This is a genomic window from Dethiosulfatarculus sandiegensis (assembly GCF_000931935.2).
Taxonomy (GTDB): domain Bacteria; phylum Desulfobacterota; class Desulfarculia; order Desulfarculales; family Desulfarculaceae; genus Dethiosulfatarculus; species Dethiosulfatarculus sandiegensis.
The window spans coordinates 1-17,014 of record NZ_AZAC01000067.1; the positions used below are offsets into that span (position 1 = coordinate 1).

Genomic DNA, 17,014 nt, shown 5'->3' on the forward strand with positions numbered 1-17,014 from the left:
GGAAAACCGCATGAAATGCGGCATCGGTATCTGTGGGCGGTGCAATGTAGGGCCGGAGTATGTCTGCAAGGACGGACCGGTCTTCACAAAAGCCCAATTGGAAAAAATGCCGGTGGAATACTAGGCTACAGAACCTTGAGACCTGTCTTTGCCTGAGTAGACCCCTGGCGACTAGTTTATAAACGCCGATCCGTCCTGTGCGGATCGGCGCAGGTGAAAACCTTACGAGTTGAATTTTGATAATGGGTTTGCTCGATAAGCGTCGAGAAGGTAAATAAAGACTAGTAGGACGAGGCTTTTACCGAGTTTTCGGGCTCGGGTTTGTCCCTAAAAAACCCTGTTTATAAGAGCGTTTTTTGGTGCTTTTTTTGGGGGTCTCGTGCTACAAAGTAATTATGAGGGCATTACTGGAAAGTCGAGTAAGATAGGGGGTATACCCTATGATAGCGCCAGCGTTTCTTACTCTTCGACACCAAAGGCCGAGATAACCACTGGCTGTTCAAGACTCTTGAGATACAGTGCCAGAATCCAGGGAGGAGTTGCCTATGGCAGAAGAAGCAATCACCCTGAAATCCGAACTCGGGGAGTTTAGGAAGAAAGTAAACGAGGTTTTGCCAGACAACAACCTGAGCATGTGTTTCACTTGTGGAACCTGCTCCGGCGGTTGCCCGGCTACCGGCCTGCACGACATGGACCCCAGGAAATTCGTGCGGATGTTGGCCTTGGGATTGGATGAGGAAGCCACTTCCTCGCCGTGGGTCTGGATGTGCAGCATGTGTCAACGCTGTATCCACGCCTGTCCCATGAACGTCAATATCCCGCAGCTTGTTTTCCTGGCCAGGCAGACCTGGCCCAGGGAAGAGCGCCCCAAGGGTATTCTGGGCTCCTGTGATTTTGCCCTGCGCAGCGATGCGTGCAGCGCCATGGGAGCTTCACCTGAGGACTTTAAGTTCGTGGTTGAAGACGTTCTGGAAGAGGTCCGCGAGACCCAGCCGGGTTTTGAGGATTTAGAAGCTCCTGTTGATAAACAGGGGGCCTATTTTTTCCTTAACCAGAACTCTCGTGAACCGGTGACCGAGCCTGACGAGATGGTGCCTTTGTGGAAGATTCTGCACAAAGTCGGTGCAGACTGGACCTACGGCACCGCCGGATGGGCGGCGGAAAACTATTGCATGTTCCTTGCCGATGATGATGCCTGGAAGCACATCACCGAGGTCAAGGTAAAGGCTGTGGAGGATCTAGGCTGTAAAGTCTGGCTCAACACGGAATGAGGCCACGAGTTTTTCGCAGTCCGGGCCGGACTGCAAAAGTACAATATCAAGCCTAACTTCGAAGTCAAAAGCATCATCGAATACTATGCCCAATGGATAAGAGAGGGCAAACTCAAAGTCAGCTCCGACTGGAACAAAGATTTAAAAATTAAGTTTACGGTGCAGGATCCCTGCCAGTTGGTAAGGAAATCCTTGGGTGATCCTGTGGCCGAAGACCTGCGTTTTGTTGTCAAGTCTGTGGTCGGTGAAGAAAATTTCATAGACATGCATCCCAACCGCTCCAACAACTTCTGCTGTGGCGGTGGCGGTGGCTTCCTCCAATCTGGTTATGCCGATGAACGCCGCGAGTTCGGTAGAAAAAAATTAGACCAGATTTTGGAAACCAAAGCTGATTATTGCATCGCTCCTTGTCACAACTGTCACGCTCAGATTCATGATCTTTCAGATCACTACGAAGCGGGATACCACACGGTTCACCTGTGGACCCTCATCGCCCTTTCCATGGGTATGCTCGGTGAGAATGAACGGGAATACCTGGGGCCGGATCTGGCTGATGTGGGCCTGGAGTGGTTGCAGGAGAATGAGGACGAGGAATAAGATTTAATCTTATTTCCTGCTTTAAAAGTTCTCTAAAAGGGGATTTCGCCTCGAAAGGCGGAATCCCCTTTTTATATTAACGTAACATCCTGATTAATATTTAATTCCAAGTGGCAAAAAAACAAAATCTCACAACTTGCTTAAGAAATAGCCCCGCCTTTATTTTCTAATACAAGTTAATTACCTGAGTGGGTTGTAGTAAAACCAATGCGATAATTTTACCTGTTCGTAAATCGTGGAAGATTAGTCACCCTAAAAAAACACTAAAATAACCAGTTTTGTTTATTGGGTTAATTGTTTTAGTATGAGAAAATTGTGTTGGAGTGAGATAGTAAATAATACAATTTGGGAGTAAACTGTAAAGTAAAGTAATGGATATTTTTAATTTTGAGTTATGCTATTTTTGTGAATAATATACTATAGTATAGAATTAAATTAAAACGGATTTGCTTTATTAATGAGTTTTAATATTTCTATTATTCTGTATTGGTTATGCCGAGTAGACACTGATATTTTCTGGAAAAATAAAAAGGATAATCATCGGCTTTTTAGGTTTATCTTTTTTGCTTTTATTTAGCGGCGGACAACTCCTTGCCTGCACCGGCCTGGCGCCTAAAGGTTCAGACGGCACTGTTGTGCGGGCCGAACCATGGAGTGGGAAAAATTCGACATGTGCTCAAAGGCTGTGGTTATCTCCCGGGGGACTGTTTTTCAATCAGACCTTTCAAACAATGAAAAGGGAATTTCCTGGCAGGGCAGGTACGGATTTGCCGCTATTCAGGTTCTGGATAAGGCTGTGGCCGACGGTATGAATGAAAAAGACCTCTCTGCCGGAATATTTTATCATGCAGGATTTGCCGATTATGGCAAGCATATCCCGGGCCGGGAGGCTACGAGCATCTCCCTCAATGATCTCTTACATTATTTACTTTCAATTTTTAAACCCTGGATGAAGTTAAAAAGGACCCTGCCAAAATTAAGGTCGATCCTGTGGTTGAACCTGCTTTCGGCATCCCCGTACCGGTGCATATCATGCTTACCGAGCCCGGTGGTAAAACCATGCTCATTGAGTTCAAAGTTGGAAGGCCTAAATTTTTTCATAGACCATTGGGGGTTATCACCAATAATCCCACTTTTGACTGGCACCTTACAACCCTGAGGAATTATGGTTTTTTATCCGGTGAGCCCTTTAAAAATAAAAAATGGGGCGAGCTTGAGATAACTCCTTTGGCGGCCGGTTCCGGTTTTTTGGGGTTGCCCGGCGATTTTACCTCTCCTTCCCGTTTTGTGCGGGCAGTGGTTGCCCGGACTTCGCGCCCAACCAAGGGCGGCCTGGATACGGTTCAGGAGTTGTTTCGCATCCTGGATAATTTCAACGAGTGAGTCAAACAGGGTGAAGGATTTGAAACAGGGAGCAAGGTCGCCCTTCCTTCAGGCACCCAATGGACCATTGCCACAGACACCAAAAACCTGCTCCTTTACTATCACACCATGTTCAATCGCAGAATAAGGAAGCTTGACATGAGAAAAAATGATTTTGGCCGGGGTCCCCTGCGCGGTTTTACCCTGGATGAAAAACGCACTCAGGATATCGAGGAAGTCACCGGTCGCTTAAGGACCCTGCCACAGCGGATATTGCGGGAAACGCCCCGGCCTGGTCCGAAAATGACCAGTCAGGGCGCAGATGGTCCGGAAATATCAGTTACAAAACCGGTTTGTGATCACTACTAATGTTGTTTCGACCTCTTCGGCAGCTTTTTGCTGTAAATACCTTTTGGGTCTTTGCCCAGCGTCACCAGGCATAAGCTTAAGCCTTATCCTGTCGCCCCAATTCGGCCGGTTTTTCACCCGGCCCGACGCGCCTGACTCAGATTAAACCAAAGTACATGGAAGCAATGATTTCAAAGTTTTTTCTAATGGATTCGGCACCTTTTATGATCGGCCCGTGTCCGGGCAAGACCCACTCAAGGTCAAGCTTAGCCATTCGTTCAATGGATTTTTTCAGCTCCTCACCGCTCCCGCCGGGAAAATCAACCCGGCCTACGCCTTGGGCAAAGATGAGGTCTCCGGCAAAAAGGACCTTTTGGGTGTTGTTATAAAGACATACATGTCCAGGGCTGTGGCCTGGTGTGAGAAAAACTTCCCATTCTTCATTGCCCAGCTGAAAAGGGCCTTCCTCCAAGATGATATCTATTTTAAGTTCGGGAAAATTCATACCCAGGGAGCGGGCCAGGCTGCGCCCCTGACCTTGCATGTATTCAACTTCCAGGGAGTGCATGGCCAGGCGGGAGCCTTTTTTTTGCAGTTGCTCAGCCGCCTCAAAGTGGTCCGGGTGGCAATGGGTTAAAAATACAATTTCCGGGGTCTCGGGTAACTTGTCTTCTTTAAGGCCTTTTTCAACATGATAGTAAAAGTTCGCGTGGCCCGGATCAATCAAAAGGGTGGGCGGACCTGCCACAGCATAGGTGTTGCAGTTGTTGGCGATCATCTGAGTCCAGGGATAGGCATGAATATCGCCGATGAGCTTCATGATTTCTCCTATGTTTGAGAAGATGACTGATTTGAGTTTGCACGTAAGTTTGTAAATTGTCAATTTAAGGCAGAGTTTGTCCTTTTGGGGTTGGTTAATTTGATGTAAGTATGATAACTATCTAATTTAAATGTGATTTTATTGTAAGTCATTAATGGAATCCGCATCCGGTTGAAATTCGCACTTATTGACTAGTTTAATTATCTGTTTTATTTGTCGAATTGGCCTGTGAAAAACACTTGTGCTTAAAATGTGTTGGCCCAAAAGGTGTGATTTCTGATATCTATTTATCCAACCTGCCGAATAAGACTTTAATCAAAGACTTTGCGTTTAAATTAGAAAAAAAGGGACAGTATTTATGCAGACCATCACAATCAAGACGGGGCGTCACAGCCAAGCGCTTGATATCACTTCCCAGGTAAGTGAATGTGTAAGGAAAAACGGAATACAAAACGGCTGGTGCCAGGTTTTTGTCAAGCACACCACAGCCGGGTTGTGTGTGAATGAAGCGGCAGATCCCTCGGTAATGGAGGACCTTTTGGCCGGACTGGAGCGGATGGTCCCCTGGGACGGCCCTTATACACACGCGGAAGGCAATTCTGCAGCTCATATAAAATCGGTTTTAACCGGCAGCAGCGTGAGGGTTCCGGTGGTTGACACCAGGCTGAATCTCGGGACTTGGCAGGGGATTTTTTTCCTGGAATTCGACGGTCCCAGGACCAGGAATTTTGTGGTTGATGTTCTTGCCGGTGTGAATGATTGAGTAAATAAAGAGCCGGATTTAATTTGCGCAACGCTCGTAGATTTGAGAAGAGGATTTGACAAGGGAGTGAAAAAGGTCGATGGGTGCGCAGGTCGGGCGATGGGCTTTCATAGTCGCCCGGCCGTGTCGGGCTGAGATTTTTGGCAAGCTTTACAGACTGTTTATGGCTATGTCGCTGTTTCCCCCTTGGCCTGTCGATTCAAGTGGATATGAATAAGGAGACTGATTTTGGGAGTAAAGATTGATTTGGAAGATGCCCTCTGCACCCTGGAGGACATGCGTCATGAAGATATAGATGAAGGAGTGGCAAATGCCCTCTTGAAGGTTGGGGTGGCTTATCTGGAAAGGGGCAAGGACGACCTGGCCTTTGAGGCTCTGGATGAGGCTTATTACCTTTGTAAAAAGTTGGAGAACGATACGGGAAGGGCCCAGGTTTGCCTGCGCCTGGCGGATGTTGCCTGGCTAAGGGGTAATTGGCTAAGGGCCGAAGAACTTTTAAGAGAAGCCCTGATTGTATTTGAGCAGGAAAACGATGTACCCGGCTGCCTGGGCGCCTTTGAAAGGCTGTGTGAAACCCTGAGCAAGGCGGGTAGATATGATCAGGCAAAAGAGTGCCTTATCAAGGCCCTGAAAATAGCTGAAAAAGGAAACGACGTGGTGGGGCGGCTGTTTTTGATTCAAAGGCTGGCTCCGCTGTATAGAGCTATGGGTCAATTGGATAGAGCGGAAGACGCCTACAGGGAACTGGGGAAGCTGGCCCATGAGATGAACGACCCCCAGAGGGTTGCCCTGGCCCTGGTGGGACTGGGCACATGTCAGGCGGAGCAGGATAGAAAAACTGAGGCTGCGGAAATTTTGATCCAGGCCAGGGATGTATTTTTGAGTCTGGGTCAGATGAACAGGGCCTCTCAAGTGGAAGAGGAAATGCGAAGGCTAGGTTGCCTGGCGCAAAACGACCAAGATACCAAGGAAGAGAGAGGAAAATGAGACAAATTGGCAAACGGATCGGAGTTTTCATTCTGGCCGCTTTGGTGTTGGGGTTTGCTGGGCATGCCATGGCACTGGATAAGTTCGAGGCGGAGCTGAAAGTCAAAGAGGCCGCGATACTGGTTGAAAAATTCATGACTTCGCCTGATTCCGGTGCTCCGCACTGGATGCTTAAAAGGGCCAAGGCGGTGATTTTGATACCCAATATGGTTAAAGCCGGCTTTGTGGTGGGCGGTAAATATGGACACGGCGTGGTCTGCGTGCGCAAGGCCGACGGCTCTTGGAGTGAACCTTCTTTCATGGTAATCGCCGGAGCCAATGTGGGCTTCCAGATCGGCGCTGAATCCATGGATCTCTTTATGTTTGTCATGAGGGAAAGGGGTCTGGAAGGGGTTCTTAAAAATCAGGTCAAGTTTGGGGTGGATGCTTCTGTGGCCGCCGGTCCGGTGGGACGCACTGCAGAGGCTTCGCTATCGGCCGCCAGTCTTTCGGCTGATGTGTATTCCTATTCCAGGGCCCAGGGGGCCTTTGCCGGAGCCACAGTGGGAGCGGCCGGGCTGGAAGTTGATGAAGACACTAATAAGTCCTACTACGGTAAAGACGCCACCAGTAAGGAAATCCTGCAAGGCGGTAAGGTCGTGGCCCCGGAGGCGGCCAGGCATCTTATGGAGGTTTTGGCCAGGTACAGCAAATAACGGCGAAAATGTCTGTTGACAAATAGCAGAAAAACGGGTCCTGAAAACACCTCCGGACGTTTTGTGTTTCAGGGCCCTAATAATGTTATCAACCAGAAAAGAAGTTTTTAAACTTCAAAATGGCGGTCCGCTGAACTGCACGGCTTGATTCAGGCGTGTAATCCCTTACGGTTGGCAGGGCTCAAATTTTGGGCAGGAAGGCCTCTTCAAAGCCCGAGAGGGCCTTGCCTGGAAGCCGGGGGCAACGCCAAAGCCACTGTTGTCTCCGGTTGGTGTTATCTGAAGCCCCTATTTTAAAAGGCGCGGGTTTTCCCTTTTCAAAAAGCCGGAATTTGTAGGCGCCCTCGAATCCTGATTTCGGTTGCCTCTTGTGGAAAATCCGTCAGTGAAAAGGATTTTAAAATTGGTGACAGTGGGGCTTTGATTTCTCAACAGGCTCCACAGCCCTTTTCCCGGTGGATGTCATACCAGGTTTTGATCAGCTTTTTCCTTTCAGGGCCGGTCAGCTCAAGCTGCCTGGCAACCTCGCCTTTGGAGATCAGTCCGGTGAAAAAGGCGAATCGGCAAAGATAGGTGAGCCCCTCGAGATCAGGGCCAACTCCCTTGTCTTCAAGCCACTGCTCTGCACCGTGGGCTTTAATCATTTTCCACAGGTTGTCAAACCGTTCAGGTATAACCGAATCGTCGGTTCGGATCATGGGCGGCCTCGCTGTCCAAATAAAAATTCTGATAACTATGCGCTGCAAATAGTATCTTGTCGAAAGCTTCGGGACAAGATAGTACATTGATGGTAATGTCTGTTCACCGAGTCCATTTACCGCGGATCGTGAAGTTACGGAAAAATAAAACGATTAGAACCCGTTTTAATCTTATTACTCTGGGATTTTTAGGCTTCAGCCAACTTTAACCTGATTGTAAAGTTGATGAAACCTTACGGCAAATCGGGGGATTAAGTTTGAGCTGGGACCAAAAAACCAACAGGCTGTAGGTGTTTTACGCCTAAAGCGCCTGTGAGGTTGTTTTTTGGTTGACATGCTTTTGCGGTTTTTATAGATTCGGACATTGTGAGGACAGGAACTAATAACCCATACAATCATGTAATAGACCTGAAAACTGGGAATTGCTGGAGATGTGAACCACGTCTTACGGGTGGAGCATCCTGGTTTGAAGGCTAAAAGAGCAAATCCGAATCCATTGGTCGCCCCTATGGAAGCGGTACTGCGATATTTAGGGTAATCAACAATTTAGCAATCCATACCGGAGGAAGCAGCTAATGGCAAAAATGCACCCAACTCCGATGCTCGATGAGCTGGAAAAAGGGCCGTGGCCAAGCTTCGTAACCGACATTAAGCGTTTGGCTGAAGCCGGTAAAGACGCTTGTGCGGATCTTTTGGGCCAGCTTGAGCTGTCCTATAAGGACAAAGAGGGCCACTGGAAACATGGCGGTATTGTGGGCGTGTTGGGCTACGGCGGAGGCGTTATCGGCCGTTATTCCGATGTTCCCGATCTTTTTCCCGGCGTTGAGCACTTCCATACGCTCCGCGTCAACCAGCCCGCGTCCAAATTTTACAAAACCGAGCGTCTGCGCGAGGTTATGGATATCTGGGAGCGCCGTGGCTCGGGTATGCTTAACATGCACGGCTCCACAGGCGATATGGTTTTACTCGGTGCCTTTACCGAGGAGTTGGAACCCATCTTTGCCGAGCTGACTGCAAAAGGCTGGGACTTGGGTGGTTCCGGTTCGGCCCTGCGCACACCTGCCTGCTGCGTCGGTAAAGCCCGTTGCGAATGGGCCTGCATCGACACTCAGGATATCTGCTACGACCTGACCATGGAATTCCAGGACGAAATGCACCGTCCTGCCTGGCCGTACAAGTTCAAATTCAAGGTGGACGGCTGCCCCAATGGTTGCGTGGCCTCCATCGCCCGCTCCGACTGCTCCATTATCGGTACCTGGAAAGATGACATCCGCATCGACCAGGAAGCCGTGGCTGCCTACGCCGCAGGCGAAATTTGCGCCAATGGCGGAGCCCATGGCCCCGACACCAAGCTTGATATCCAGGCTGATGTCTGCGACCTGTGCCCCACCCGTTGCATGTCCTATGACGGTAAAAAGCTGTACATCGACAACAAGGAATGTACACGCTGCATGCACTGCATCAACTTGATGCCCCAGGCCCTCAGGCCCGGCACCGAGACCGGCGCATCCATCCTGGTCGGCGCCAAGGCGCCCATCCTGGAAGGCGCCCAGATGAGCTCGTTGATCATTCCCTTCATTCCCATGGAAGCTCCCTACGAAGAGTTCAAAGACTTTGTCGAGAAGATGTGGGATTGGTGGGATGAGAACGGCAAAAACCGTGAGCGTATTGGTGAGCTGATTCAGCGCAAAGGCCTGCAGGAATTCCTGAAGGCCGTTGAGTTGGAGCCTGATCCTCGCATGGTCAAGGAACCCAGGTACAACCCCTATATCTTCTACCAAGAAGATGAGGTTCCTGGCGGTTTCGAGCGTGACATCAAAGAATACCGCAAGCGCCACGCTCGGTAGTTCGTTCTTAAGGAGGAACATATAAAATGGCAGACAGAATTACCGATATTGGACCGCCGAAGTATGACGAGATGTGGCCCCAGTACATCAAGGACAACTACGGCAAGTGGAAATATCATGAGATTCTGGAACCCGGCGTACTGAAGCACGTAACCGAAGACGGCTTTGAGCTCTTCACCGTGCGTTGCGGCGGCACCAGGCTGATGACCACCCTGCATCTGGAAGACATCTGCAAGATCGCCGACCAGTACTGCGACGGTTGCTTCCGTTTCACCACCAGGAACAACATTGAGTTCATGGTGACCGATACCGAGAAGCTGGAAGCTTTGAAAAAAGCTTTGGACGACAATGGCAACCTACCCAAGGGCGGCACCGGCGCCTGCGTGACCAACATTGTCCACACCCAGGGTTGGGTGCATTGCCACACCCCGGCGATCGACGCCTCCGGCCCGGTCAAGGCTGTGATGGACGATCTGTTCGAGTACTGGAACTCCCACAAGCTCCCGGCCCAGGTCCGCATTTCTCTGGCCTGCTGCCTGAACATGTGCGGAGCCGTGCACTGCTCTGATATCGCTATCCTCGGCGTGCACAGGAAACCCCCGGTTATCGAGCACTCCCACTTGGACAAAATCTGCGAAATCCCCACCGCCATCGCGTCTTGCCCCACCGCGGCCATTAAGCCGGCCAAGGTGGATGATTACAAGTCCGTGCAGGTGAACGCGGAACGCTGCATGTTCTGTGGTAACTGCTACACCATGTGCCCCTCCATGCCTTTGGCCGATGCCGAAGGTGACGGTATTGCCCTGTGGGTGGGCGGCAAGGTTTCCAACAGCAGAACCATGCCCATGTTCTCCAAGCTGGCCGTGCCCTATATTCCCAACGAGCCCCCTCGTTGGGACACCACTGTGAAGACCATTCGCACCATCCTGGAGGCTTATGCCAACGGAGCCAATCGCTATGAGCGTATGGGCGAGTGGATCAACCGCATTGGTTGGGAGCGTTTCTTCGAGGTAACCGAGCTCGAGTTTACTGAGCACCACATCGACGATTATCGTCTGGCCGTCACAACCTGGCGCAACAGCACCCAGTTCAAGTTCTAATAAACTGGGTTGGCGCGCCGTTTACGGCTGCGCTTTGAAGTACATAACGTTACCCGGAACCCTTGCTGGTTCCGGGTAACGTCTTCAAGGAACGACATATGGCCCAGAACTTACCGCGGGTGGTCATGGCCGCCCTGCGCGGTGGATCGGGCAAGACCACCCTAACCCTGGGGCTTATCCAAGCCCTACGCGACCGTGGAGTCCGGGTGGCCCCATTCAAAAAGGGACCGGACTATATCGATCCGCTGTGGCATACTGAGGCTGCCCAGACCCAGTGCCACAATCTAGACCCTTATCTGATGACCCGCGATCAGATTCTCTCGTCTTTCGGCTATCACTCCCTTAATAAAGACGCCGCTGTCATAGAAGGCAATCGAGGCCTTTTTGACGGAAAAGATGTAAAGGGCAGTTTTTCCACTTCAGAGCTGGCCAAGACTCTTAAGGCTCCATTGGTGCTGGCCATAGACTGCACCATGGCGAGCCGGACGGTTGCCGCCATTGTCCTGGGGTGCAAGACCTTTGACCCTGATTTAAATCTTGCAGGCGTAATCTTAAATCCCGTGGGCACTAAGCGGCAGGAAAAGGTGGTGACCGAGGCCATCGAACTAACCACCCAAGTTCCTGTCCTGGGCGCTGTCCCCCGCTTGGAGTTTCATATGCCGGAGCGGCATATGGGTCTGGTCCCTCCCCAGGAACACTCAGCCATGGCTGAAAGTCTGCGCCAAATCGGGCGTCAGGTGGCAGGCTATGTAGATGTGGATAAGCTGTGGGAGGTGATGCAGGCGGCTTCGTCTTGGGACCACTGGGATCCGCCCGAGGGATTGAGCCCTGTGGAAAACCAAAAGAAGCATGCCCCGGTTATTGGTGTGATCAAAGATTCCGCCTTTGGCTTTTATTACCAGGATAATCTGGCCGCCCTTGAAAGCCACGGAGCCAGGCTGGTTTTTATTTCCGCCCTTGAAGACCACAGCCTTCCCGAGATGGACGCTTTGTATATTGGAGGCGGCTTTCCTGAAACGCATGCCGAACGTTTAAGTCGTAATAAAGAATTGCGTAAACAAGTAAAGGCAATGGCCGATAAGGGGTTGCCGATTTATGCGGAATGCGGCGGGTTGATGTATCTGGGCGACAACCTGGTTATTGATGATAAGTACTATCCCATGGCAGGTGTTTTTCCCATTGACTTTCACATGCGGAAAAAACCGGTGGGGCACGGTTACTCAGTATGCCAGGTGATCGGTGAAAATCCCTTCTTTCCTCAGGGGCTTAGATTTAAGGCCCATGAATTCCACTACAGCAAGCCCTTGGCCAAACCCATGACCGAGTTGAATTTTGCCTACAAGGTGGAGCGGGGAAAAGGTGTTTTCGCCGGTAAAGGTGGACTCGTTTATAAAAATGTTCTAGGCACTTATCATCATGTACATGCTCTCGGACTTAAGTGTTGGGCAGGCTCTTTGGTCGCGGCGGCCAAGAGGTCACAAGGTGCTTGACACTTGAAGTCACGAGAGATATGGTGCTATTTGATTGTGAAAAGTGCATCAAGTTAAGGAGGGACTGCTAATGGCTGATATGGAACAAATGCAAGCCTTGGTTTTGCAGGTGATGGAGAAAAAGAAAAAACGGATGATGATGAAGGACCTCCTCAAAGAGGTCAAAAAGCTGGACGATTCCGTAGAGAAAAGGCCTTTGAAAAAGGCAACCAGCGCCATGATCAACTCCGGCGTTCTGGAGTACTGGTCAAGTGGTTCCACCACCTATTTTGCCCTGCCTGGCGGCAAGCACCCCGAGGGTGAGGACTAGCCACAGTCCGGGCTCACATGGTGAGAAAAAAAGCGAGTCCCCCCGTCAGTAAGCCTGAAAAGGTGGTAATTGGCGGCGGGGATTTTCCTCTAGTACAGGCTTGCTTGGGGCGCTCCGGCGATGCCGTTTGGGTTGCCGCATCCAAAGGATAGGCCCAGGCGAATATAACGCCCAAAGAATGTCGAAATGATCGGTCGGCTTATCTTTTCGCCGATCATACGAATACCACCATATCTTTGGGCGGTAGCCACGTACGGGTTGCCAAAAGAGACACAAGGCTCTTATGGTTCACCCTCCAGGGCCCGATTAATGGGTTTTACATAAAAAACCTTAAAAGGCCATCGGAAGACCAATTTTATGAAGAAAATTCAAAACGAGACCGGCATCCCCGAAGATGATTTTCATCGGGAAGGCCTTATAGACCGCCTGAGCCAATACGTGGCCGCAGAACCCGGCGCCTGGCATGTACGTTACAACCTGGGCGTAGCCCTTATGCATGACGGGCATCCCGATGCTGCTCTGGAGCAATTCGGCATTGTTCTTTCCCAGTCGCCCAAGCATTTGGAAAGTATGATAAACGTGGGTGCCATCCATTTGGCTCAAGGGAGGCCTGAAGAAGCTCTCAAGATTTTCACCTCGGCCCTTGCTGTTTGGGACGTCCCCTTGGTCAGGGCAAATATGGCAGTGGCCTATCAACAGATAGGAAGACTGGAAGAGGCGGAAAAAGAATTGCGCAGGGCGCTTAAGATCCATTCCGAGATGCCCGATGCCTGGACCAACCTGGGTTCAATTCTTTTGCAGACAGACCGATTGGAAGAGTCCCTTGAAGCCAGCCAAAAGGCCCTGGATTTAAGGCCTGATTTTGCCATGGCCCATAACAACATGGCAGTGGCCCTTTTGGACCTGGGAAAACCCGACCAGGCTAAAGAACATGCCCAAAAGGCAATGGAGCTGGGTTACAAGGTGCATGACGAACTGCTGGAGCGGTTGGAAATATAGCCGGACTCAGCTGAATAATTGCGGGCTTAGGGAAAACCGGCGGGGGGGTGCATGCCCTTGCGGCATGGGATACCCCCTGCCGGACGTTTCTAAGGAAAAGCCAGCTCACTGATCTGCAATTTGCTTGAAACTTAGGCTTTACAGCACTTAGCCGGGATCTTGCCGTAAAAGCCGGTTGCAAGGCAGGTCAGTTTAGTTTCGGCGGAGTCCTACTCTGTCTTTAGTTGAGTCCCAGGTTTTTTCAGATGCTCAGTAACCATAATTCTTACCAGGGGCTTTCTTGCGGGTTAAAATCTGTTTCTCGGCTGTGTGGTCTTCTTGAAGGTCATATTTTTTAAATTTTTACCCTGGTTGGCTCTTCTGTTTCTTTTCCTGGGCACTTGCCTGAGGCTTAAGAGATGGGCGGAGTTGCCGTTATGCCTGCCGGAGCCTTTCTTTCAAAATGCCAAGATAAAACCAGGTGGATTAAGGGGGCTGGTCAAAACCTTGCTATTGCCTCATCGTCCTTCTTTGCTGGGGGCCTTGGCCCATTTGCAAGCCATTGCCCTGCATGTTGCCTTGCTTTTGGTTTTTATACGCCATTTAAGGCTCGTTTTGAATCCTGTGCCTGAGTGGGTGTTTTGGTTAAATCAGTGGGGACTTTGGGCAGGATATTTTCTGCCTGTTTTACTGGGACTGCGGCTGGTCAGACGTTTTTGGAGCCCCGGTCTTTTCCGGTTTTCCGGTTTTTCGAATTATTTTCCTCTGTATCTCCTGCTAGCGACTGCTGTTACTGGAATCATGACCAAACTGGCTTTTCCCACAGATTTGGTTGCAGTGAAGGTTACCGCTTTAAATTTTTTCCAGTTCAAAGATATGGCTCATGCGTGGCCAGGGGGAATGTTCCCCTTGCATTTTTTGCTTGGCTTAGTGGTGATAGCGTGGTTTCCCTTTGGTAAGCTGGGGCACGCTCTTTGTCTGTTTTTGAATCCGAGATTTACCACCAAGGCCGATCAGGGGCTTCGCCAGCTTGATAATCCCTGCCATGAAATAATGACCCGCCCTGTGACAGAGGAACAGGAAACAGCTGAGCAATTGGAGGCGTATGAAAGTTTGGCTGCTTATCGAAAGCGCCTTAAAGAGAGGTGGTCCCGGCAAGGTGTCAAAAAGGTGCTGGGTTCCTCAGAGCGCAGAATAGAGCATAACGGAAAGGTTAGGTGATGACTGGCTCGAGGGCCTCAATTTTCCCTTCGATTCTTGGTCTGAGTAATGAAACTCTTCCCTTCGCACCGGCCTTGCGGGAAGACCTGCAAGCCTGTGGTTTGGTTATGGAGTCAATGGAGGATTGGCAGAAAATTTTTTTGCTGGCCTGGCATAGACTGCTTAACACCCACCGGGATCTTGGACTCTATCTGGAAACCTGCCTGCGTTGCGGGGCATGTATTGATAAGTGCCCTTACAGTCGGGGTGGATCGAACAAGAATCTGACGCCCCTGGGAAGAATGGAGCTGGCCGCCGCTTTAACCAGGGAGCATTTTAATTTCCGCGGAGCCTTTCGCAAATCTGATTTTAACCGTTTTAATCTTTCGGTTCAGACTCTCACTGCCTGGTACAGCAGTTTTTTCAGTTGCGCCCTGTGCAGGCGTTGTTCCCTTTACTGCCCCCTGGGGTTGGATCCTGCCGCGATTGTCAGATCCTGCCGCGAGGTTCTGACCGAGTTGGGGTTGATACCCCAGACATTGGTTAAGGCTCTCAAGTCCTATATGACCTACGGCAACGCCCAAAATATCAGCCCGGAGGATTGGACCCGGACTAATGCCTCTTTGGAGCAAAGACTGGAAAAGGATCACGCGCAGAAAATAAAATGCCCGGTGGACGAATATGGGGCGGAGATTCTTTTTTTACCTTCAGCACTTGATCTGAAAGAGCACGAAACGACCTTTGCAGGATATGCCAAGGCCTTTTTCGCGGCCGGAGTTTCCTGGACCACCAGCACCCATGCGGCAGATGCGGATAATCCAGGCTATTTTCTGAACTATCGGACCATGGCCAGGCTTAATAAGCGCATACTGGAAGCTGCCAGAGAACTAAAGGTGCGCTATATCATTTGGGGGGAGAGTGGTCACGGCTGGCAAATTGCCAAAAACTATATGCTTGCCATGCATGGATCCTGGAGTGAAGGCGGTTACCTGAAGGCCCCGGGCCCGTTGCATTTTTACCAATGGGCCTGGCATCTTTGGCGAAGAGGGGCCTTTGACTCCTATTTGAACAGGGAAGCAAACGATAAAAGAATCGTAACGTTGCACGACCCCTGCCAATATGGTAGATCCACCGGTCTTTTGCAGGAGCCCAGAGAACTGCTGAGGGCCAGCTGCAATTTTTATTATGAAATGCCCGCTAAATACAGCGGTGAAAATACTCTATGCTGTGGGGGGGGATGCCGGGCGATTGCCGATCAGACAGAGGAAATTGTTTCCGCTTCGCTTCCCCTGGCGAAAGTCATCGCATCAATGCGTGGGAATGTGGGGGTGAATTGCCTGGCCACGGGATGTGCCCAATGTAAAACAGCTCTTAAGAAAATCCTGGCCAGATACGGGCTGGAGCTGGATGTGTCGGGGGTTGCGGCCCTGTTTGGCAATGCCCTTATGTCTAATGAGCCTGACCAAAAAGGGGATGACAAGGTATGAAAAAGGTTCAGTGGTGCCTGGTCCCCTTGGGTGTTTTTATACTCGGCTGGGCTGTTCTCATGGCCCAGGCCGGGCCTTCCCAAGGCCTGGTACTGGAAAAGACGGTCTTTCCGGCCCCCGTTTATCATAGCCCCTTGGATGAGTGGCGTGTTTTGCATACAAAAGTGGTGGGTGAAGGGCAGGGCAACCTGAACCCCATGCCCAGTTTTTTTAAACCCAAAGATTGCCTTGTGTGTCACAGCGGAAAAAAATTCTGCACTCCTTGCCACGCCTATGTGGGAAGTCGTCTAAAACTGAACAATGCCGGCATGAAAAATGAGCCTTGATCATAGTCAAAAAAAAGGGCGGTTTTGGGCGAACGCCTTCCTGATCTTGGGAGCTGTGTTGGGACTTATCGGGATTAATCCGTCCGACCTGCAGGCTGCGTCACAGGAAAGCTGTGCGGCCTGCCACGCCGGTTTTTGGCAGATGTCCTTATCCAGCCTGCGCAAGGATGCAGGGCCCTTTTCTCTGGATGCCAATCAGTGTCCGGGCCTTGAGGCTGCCTGGATGGAGATGGCTCAGCTGGAGGCTTGGATCCTGGCCATCAGTGTGAACCTCGAACAAAAGTCGGACTGGAGTTCTGCGGAGAGGCTCAAACGGGAGTTGGGGCAGGTGGCTGATCTTTACAGATTGGCTCAAACCAAACCTGTTTCGTCGGTGGCTGAGATCCGGAAAGCCTTTAGAAAGGTGCAGAAACAGCTTAATTACAGGGTCTTTCGCCCCATAGTTGCGCAGGATAAAAAGGAATCCCTTTTAAGTATACTCAACTGGACCACCCTTGGCGGGCTGGCCTTGGCAGGGGCGTATTTTCTGGCCAGTAAACTGCACCTTTCGCGAAAGGGTTAGAGGGATGCGCTCTGGTCCCTTTGATAAGTGTTTCTTCGGAGCATGGGTGAAAGTATGCCCGGGTGGCAAAAAGCCTGTCAGTGGGCCATCAAAAGCTTCTGAGAGATATTTTGGGCGCTGGTTTATCCCCTTTCTCAAATTTGCAAAAAATAAGACTCCCGGTGTTGAAAACA

17 protein-coding genes and 1 pseudogene are annotated in these 17,014 nt (G+C 50.6%); 16 read left to right on the top strand and 2 right to left on the bottom strand.

The annotated features are described in order from the left end of the window. From X474_RS25845 to X474_RS22705, 4 genes and pseudogenes are all read left to right on the top strand, one after another. Positions 1–124 (top strand): iron-sulfur cluster-binding protein (locus X474_RS25845; RefSeq protein ID WP_492226171.1); only part of this gene is annotated, 124 nt, incomplete at its 5' end. A 421-nt stretch (positions 125–545) separates the two neighbouring features. Beyond that, complete coding sequence (locus X474_RS27110; protein WP_082464586.1) at positions 546–1,868, top strand: (Fe-S)-binding protein; 1,323 nt, start codon at positions 546–548, stop codon at positions 1,866–1,868. A 670-nt stretch (positions 1,869–2,538) separates the two neighbouring features. Beyond that, positions 2,539–3,251, top strand: a pseudogene (locus X474_RS26360) (linear amide C-N hydrolase). Positions 3,252–3,389: 138 nt separating this feature from the next. After that, positions 3,390–3,599, top strand: coding sequence for a hypothetical protein (locus tag X474_RS22705; protein WP_052515531.1), 210 nt, complete (start codon positions 3,390–3,392; stop codon positions 3,597–3,599). Between the two features lie 136 nt (positions 3,600–3,735). Here the strand turns inward: X474_RS22705 and X474_RS22710 are convergent, their stop codons facing one another. Continuing rightward, positions 3,736–4,398 (bottom strand): MBL fold metallo-hydrolase, encoded by a 663-nt coding sequence (locus X474_RS22710; protein ID WP_044352265.1) that lies wholly within the window; start codon positions 4,396–4,398, stop codon positions 3,736–3,738. Between the two features lie 358 nt (positions 4,399–4,756). Between X474_RS22710 and X474_RS22715 the strand changes: the two genes are divergently transcribed. The 3 genes from X474_RS22715 to X474_RS22725 all read left to right on the top strand — a co-directional run bounded on the left by X474_RS22715 (position 4,757) and on the right by X474_RS22725 (position 6,843). Then, positions 4,757–5,161, top strand: a complete 405-nt coding sequence (locus X474_RS22715; RefSeq protein WP_044352266.1) for a secondary thiamine-phosphate synthase enzyme YjbQ — start codon at positions 4,757–4,759, stop codon at positions 5,159–5,161. Positions 5,162–5,389: 228 nt separating this feature from the next. Continuing rightward, on the top strand, positions 5,390–6,148 hold the full coding sequence (locus X474_RS22720) for a tetratricopeptide repeat protein (protein ID WP_044352269.1): 759 nt from the start codon (positions 5,390–5,392) through the stop codon (positions 6,146–6,148). Beyond that, on the top strand, positions 6,145–6,843 hold the full coding sequence (locus X474_RS22725; RefSeq protein ID WP_044352270.1) for a lipid-binding SYLF domain-containing protein: 699 nt from the start codon (positions 6,145–6,147) through the stop codon (positions 6,841–6,843). The genes X474_RS22720 and X474_RS22725 overlap by 4 nt, the downstream gene beginning before the upstream one ends. Positions 6,844–7,271: 428 nt before the next feature. Here the strand turns inward: X474_RS22725 and X474_RS22730 are convergent, their stop codons facing one another. Next, positions 7,272–7,541 (bottom strand): hypothetical protein, encoded by a 270-nt coding sequence (locus tag X474_RS22730; protein ID WP_044352271.1) that lies wholly within the window; start codon positions 7,539–7,541, stop codon positions 7,272–7,274. Positions 7,542–8,116: 575 nt separating this feature from the next. Here X474_RS22730 and dsrA point away from each other — a divergent pair. The 9 genes from dsrA (at position 8,117) to X474_RS22775 (ending at position 16,841) form a co-directional block, all read left to right on the top strand. Then, positions 8,117–9,388, top strand: a complete 1,272-nt coding sequence (gene dsrA, locus X474_RS22735; RefSeq protein ID WP_044352273.1) for a dissimilatory-type sulfite reductase subunit alpha — start codon at positions 8,117–8,119, stop codon at positions 9,386–9,388. A 26-nt stretch (positions 9,389–9,414) separates the two neighbouring features. After that, positions 9,415–10,488, top strand: coding sequence for a dissimilatory-type sulfite reductase subunit beta (gene dsrB / locus X474_RS22740; protein WP_044352274.1), 1,074 nt, complete (start codon positions 9,415–9,417; stop codon positions 10,486–10,488). Between the two features lie 98 nt (positions 10,489–10,586). Continuing rightward, the gene (locus X474_RS22745; RefSeq protein WP_044352276.1) at positions 10,587–11,978 is read left to right on the top strand and encodes a cobyrinic acid a,c-diamide synthase CobB; all 1,392 of its coding nucleotides are present in this window, start codon (positions 10,587–10,589) and stop codon (positions 11,976–11,978) included. 70 nt (positions 11,979–12,048) lie between these two features. Further along, positions 12,049–12,288 (top strand): dissimilatory sulfite reductase D family protein, encoded by a 240-nt coding sequence (locus X474_RS22750; RefSeq protein ID WP_044352278.1) that lies wholly within the window; start codon positions 12,049–12,051, stop codon positions 12,286–12,288. A gap of 357 nt (positions 12,289–12,645) precedes the next feature. After that, positions 12,646–13,287, top strand: coding sequence for a tetratricopeptide repeat protein (locus tag X474_RS22755; RefSeq protein ID WP_052515532.1), 642 nt, complete (start codon positions 12,646–12,648; stop codon positions 13,285–13,287). Positions 13,288–13,818: 531 nt separating this feature from the next. Next, entirely contained in the window at positions 13,819–14,487 is a 669-nt protein-coding gene (locus X474_RS22760; protein ID WP_197282237.1) for a respiratory nitrate reductase subunit gamma, read from the top strand. After that, complete coding sequence (locus X474_RS22765) at positions 14,487–15,953, top strand: (Fe-S)-binding protein (protein ID WP_044352279.1); 1,467 nt, start codon at positions 14,487–14,489, stop codon at positions 15,951–15,953. Before X474_RS22760 ends, X474_RS22765 begins: the two co-directional genes overlap by 1 nt. Next, positions 15,950–16,279, top strand: a complete 330-nt coding sequence (locus tag X474_RS22770) for a hypothetical protein (RefSeq protein WP_044352280.1) — start codon at positions 15,950–15,952, stop codon at positions 16,277–16,279. The genes X474_RS22765 and X474_RS22770 overlap by 4 nt, the downstream gene beginning before the upstream one ends. Beyond that, entirely contained in the window at positions 16,269–16,841 is a 573-nt protein-coding gene (locus X474_RS22775) for a hypothetical protein (protein ID WP_044352281.1), read from the top strand. Before X474_RS22770 ends, X474_RS22775 begins: the two co-directional genes overlap by 11 nt. The last annotated feature ends 173 nt before the right edge of the window (positions 16,842–17,014 follow it).

Excerpts from the sequence above, each read along its gene's own strand:
- X474_RS22745 (WP_044352276.1), top strand. The coding sequence starts at position 10,587 with ATGGCCCAGAACTTACCGCGGGTGGTCATGGCCGCCCTGCGCGGTGGA.
- X474_RS22710 (WP_044352265.1), bottom strand. The coding sequence starts at position 4,398 with ATGAAGCTCATCGGCGATATTCATGCCTATCCCTGGACTCAGATGATC.
- X474_RS22765 (WP_044352279.1), top strand. The coding sequence starts at position 14,487 with ATGACTGGCTCGAGGGCCTCAATTTTCCCTTCGATTCTTGGTCTGAGT.
- X474_RS22705 (WP_052515531.1), top strand. The coding sequence starts at position 3,390 with ATGAGAAAAAATGATTTTGGCCGGGGTCCCCTGCGCGGTTTTACCCTG.
- dsrB (WP_044352274.1), top strand. The coding sequence starts at position 9,415 with ATGGCAGACAGAATTACCGATATTGGACCGCCGAAGTATGACGAGATG.
- X474_RS22750 (WP_044352278.1), top strand. The coding sequence starts at position 12,049 with ATGGCTGATATGGAACAAATGCAAGCCTTGGTTTTGCAGGTGATGGAG.
- X474_RS22725 (WP_044352270.1), top strand. The coding sequence starts at position 6,145 with ATGAGACAAATTGGCAAACGGATCGGAGTTTTCATTCTGGCCGCTTTG.
- X474_RS22775 (WP_044352281.1), top strand. The coding sequence starts at position 16,269 with ATGAGCCTTGATCATAGTCAAAAAAAAGGGCGGTTTTGGGCGAACGCC.
- X474_RS22715 (WP_044352266.1), top strand. The coding sequence starts at position 4,757 with ATGCAGACCATCACAATCAAGACGGGGCGTCACAGCCAAGCGCTTGAT.
- X474_RS22770 (WP_044352280.1), top strand. The coding sequence starts at position 15,950 with ATGAAAAAGGTTCAGTGGTGCCTGGTCCCCTTGGGTGTTTTTATACTC.
- dsrA (WP_044352273.1), top strand. The coding sequence starts at position 8,117 with ATGGCAAAAATGCACCCAACTCCGATGCTCGATGAGCTGGAAAAAGGG.
- X474_RS22755 (WP_052515532.1), top strand. The coding sequence starts at position 12,646 with ATGAAGAAAATTCAAAACGAGACCGGCATCCCCGAAGATGATTTTCAT.
- X474_RS22730 (WP_044352271.1), bottom strand. The coding sequence starts at position 7,541 with ATGATCCGAACCGACGATTCGGTTATACCTGAACGGTTTGACAACCTG.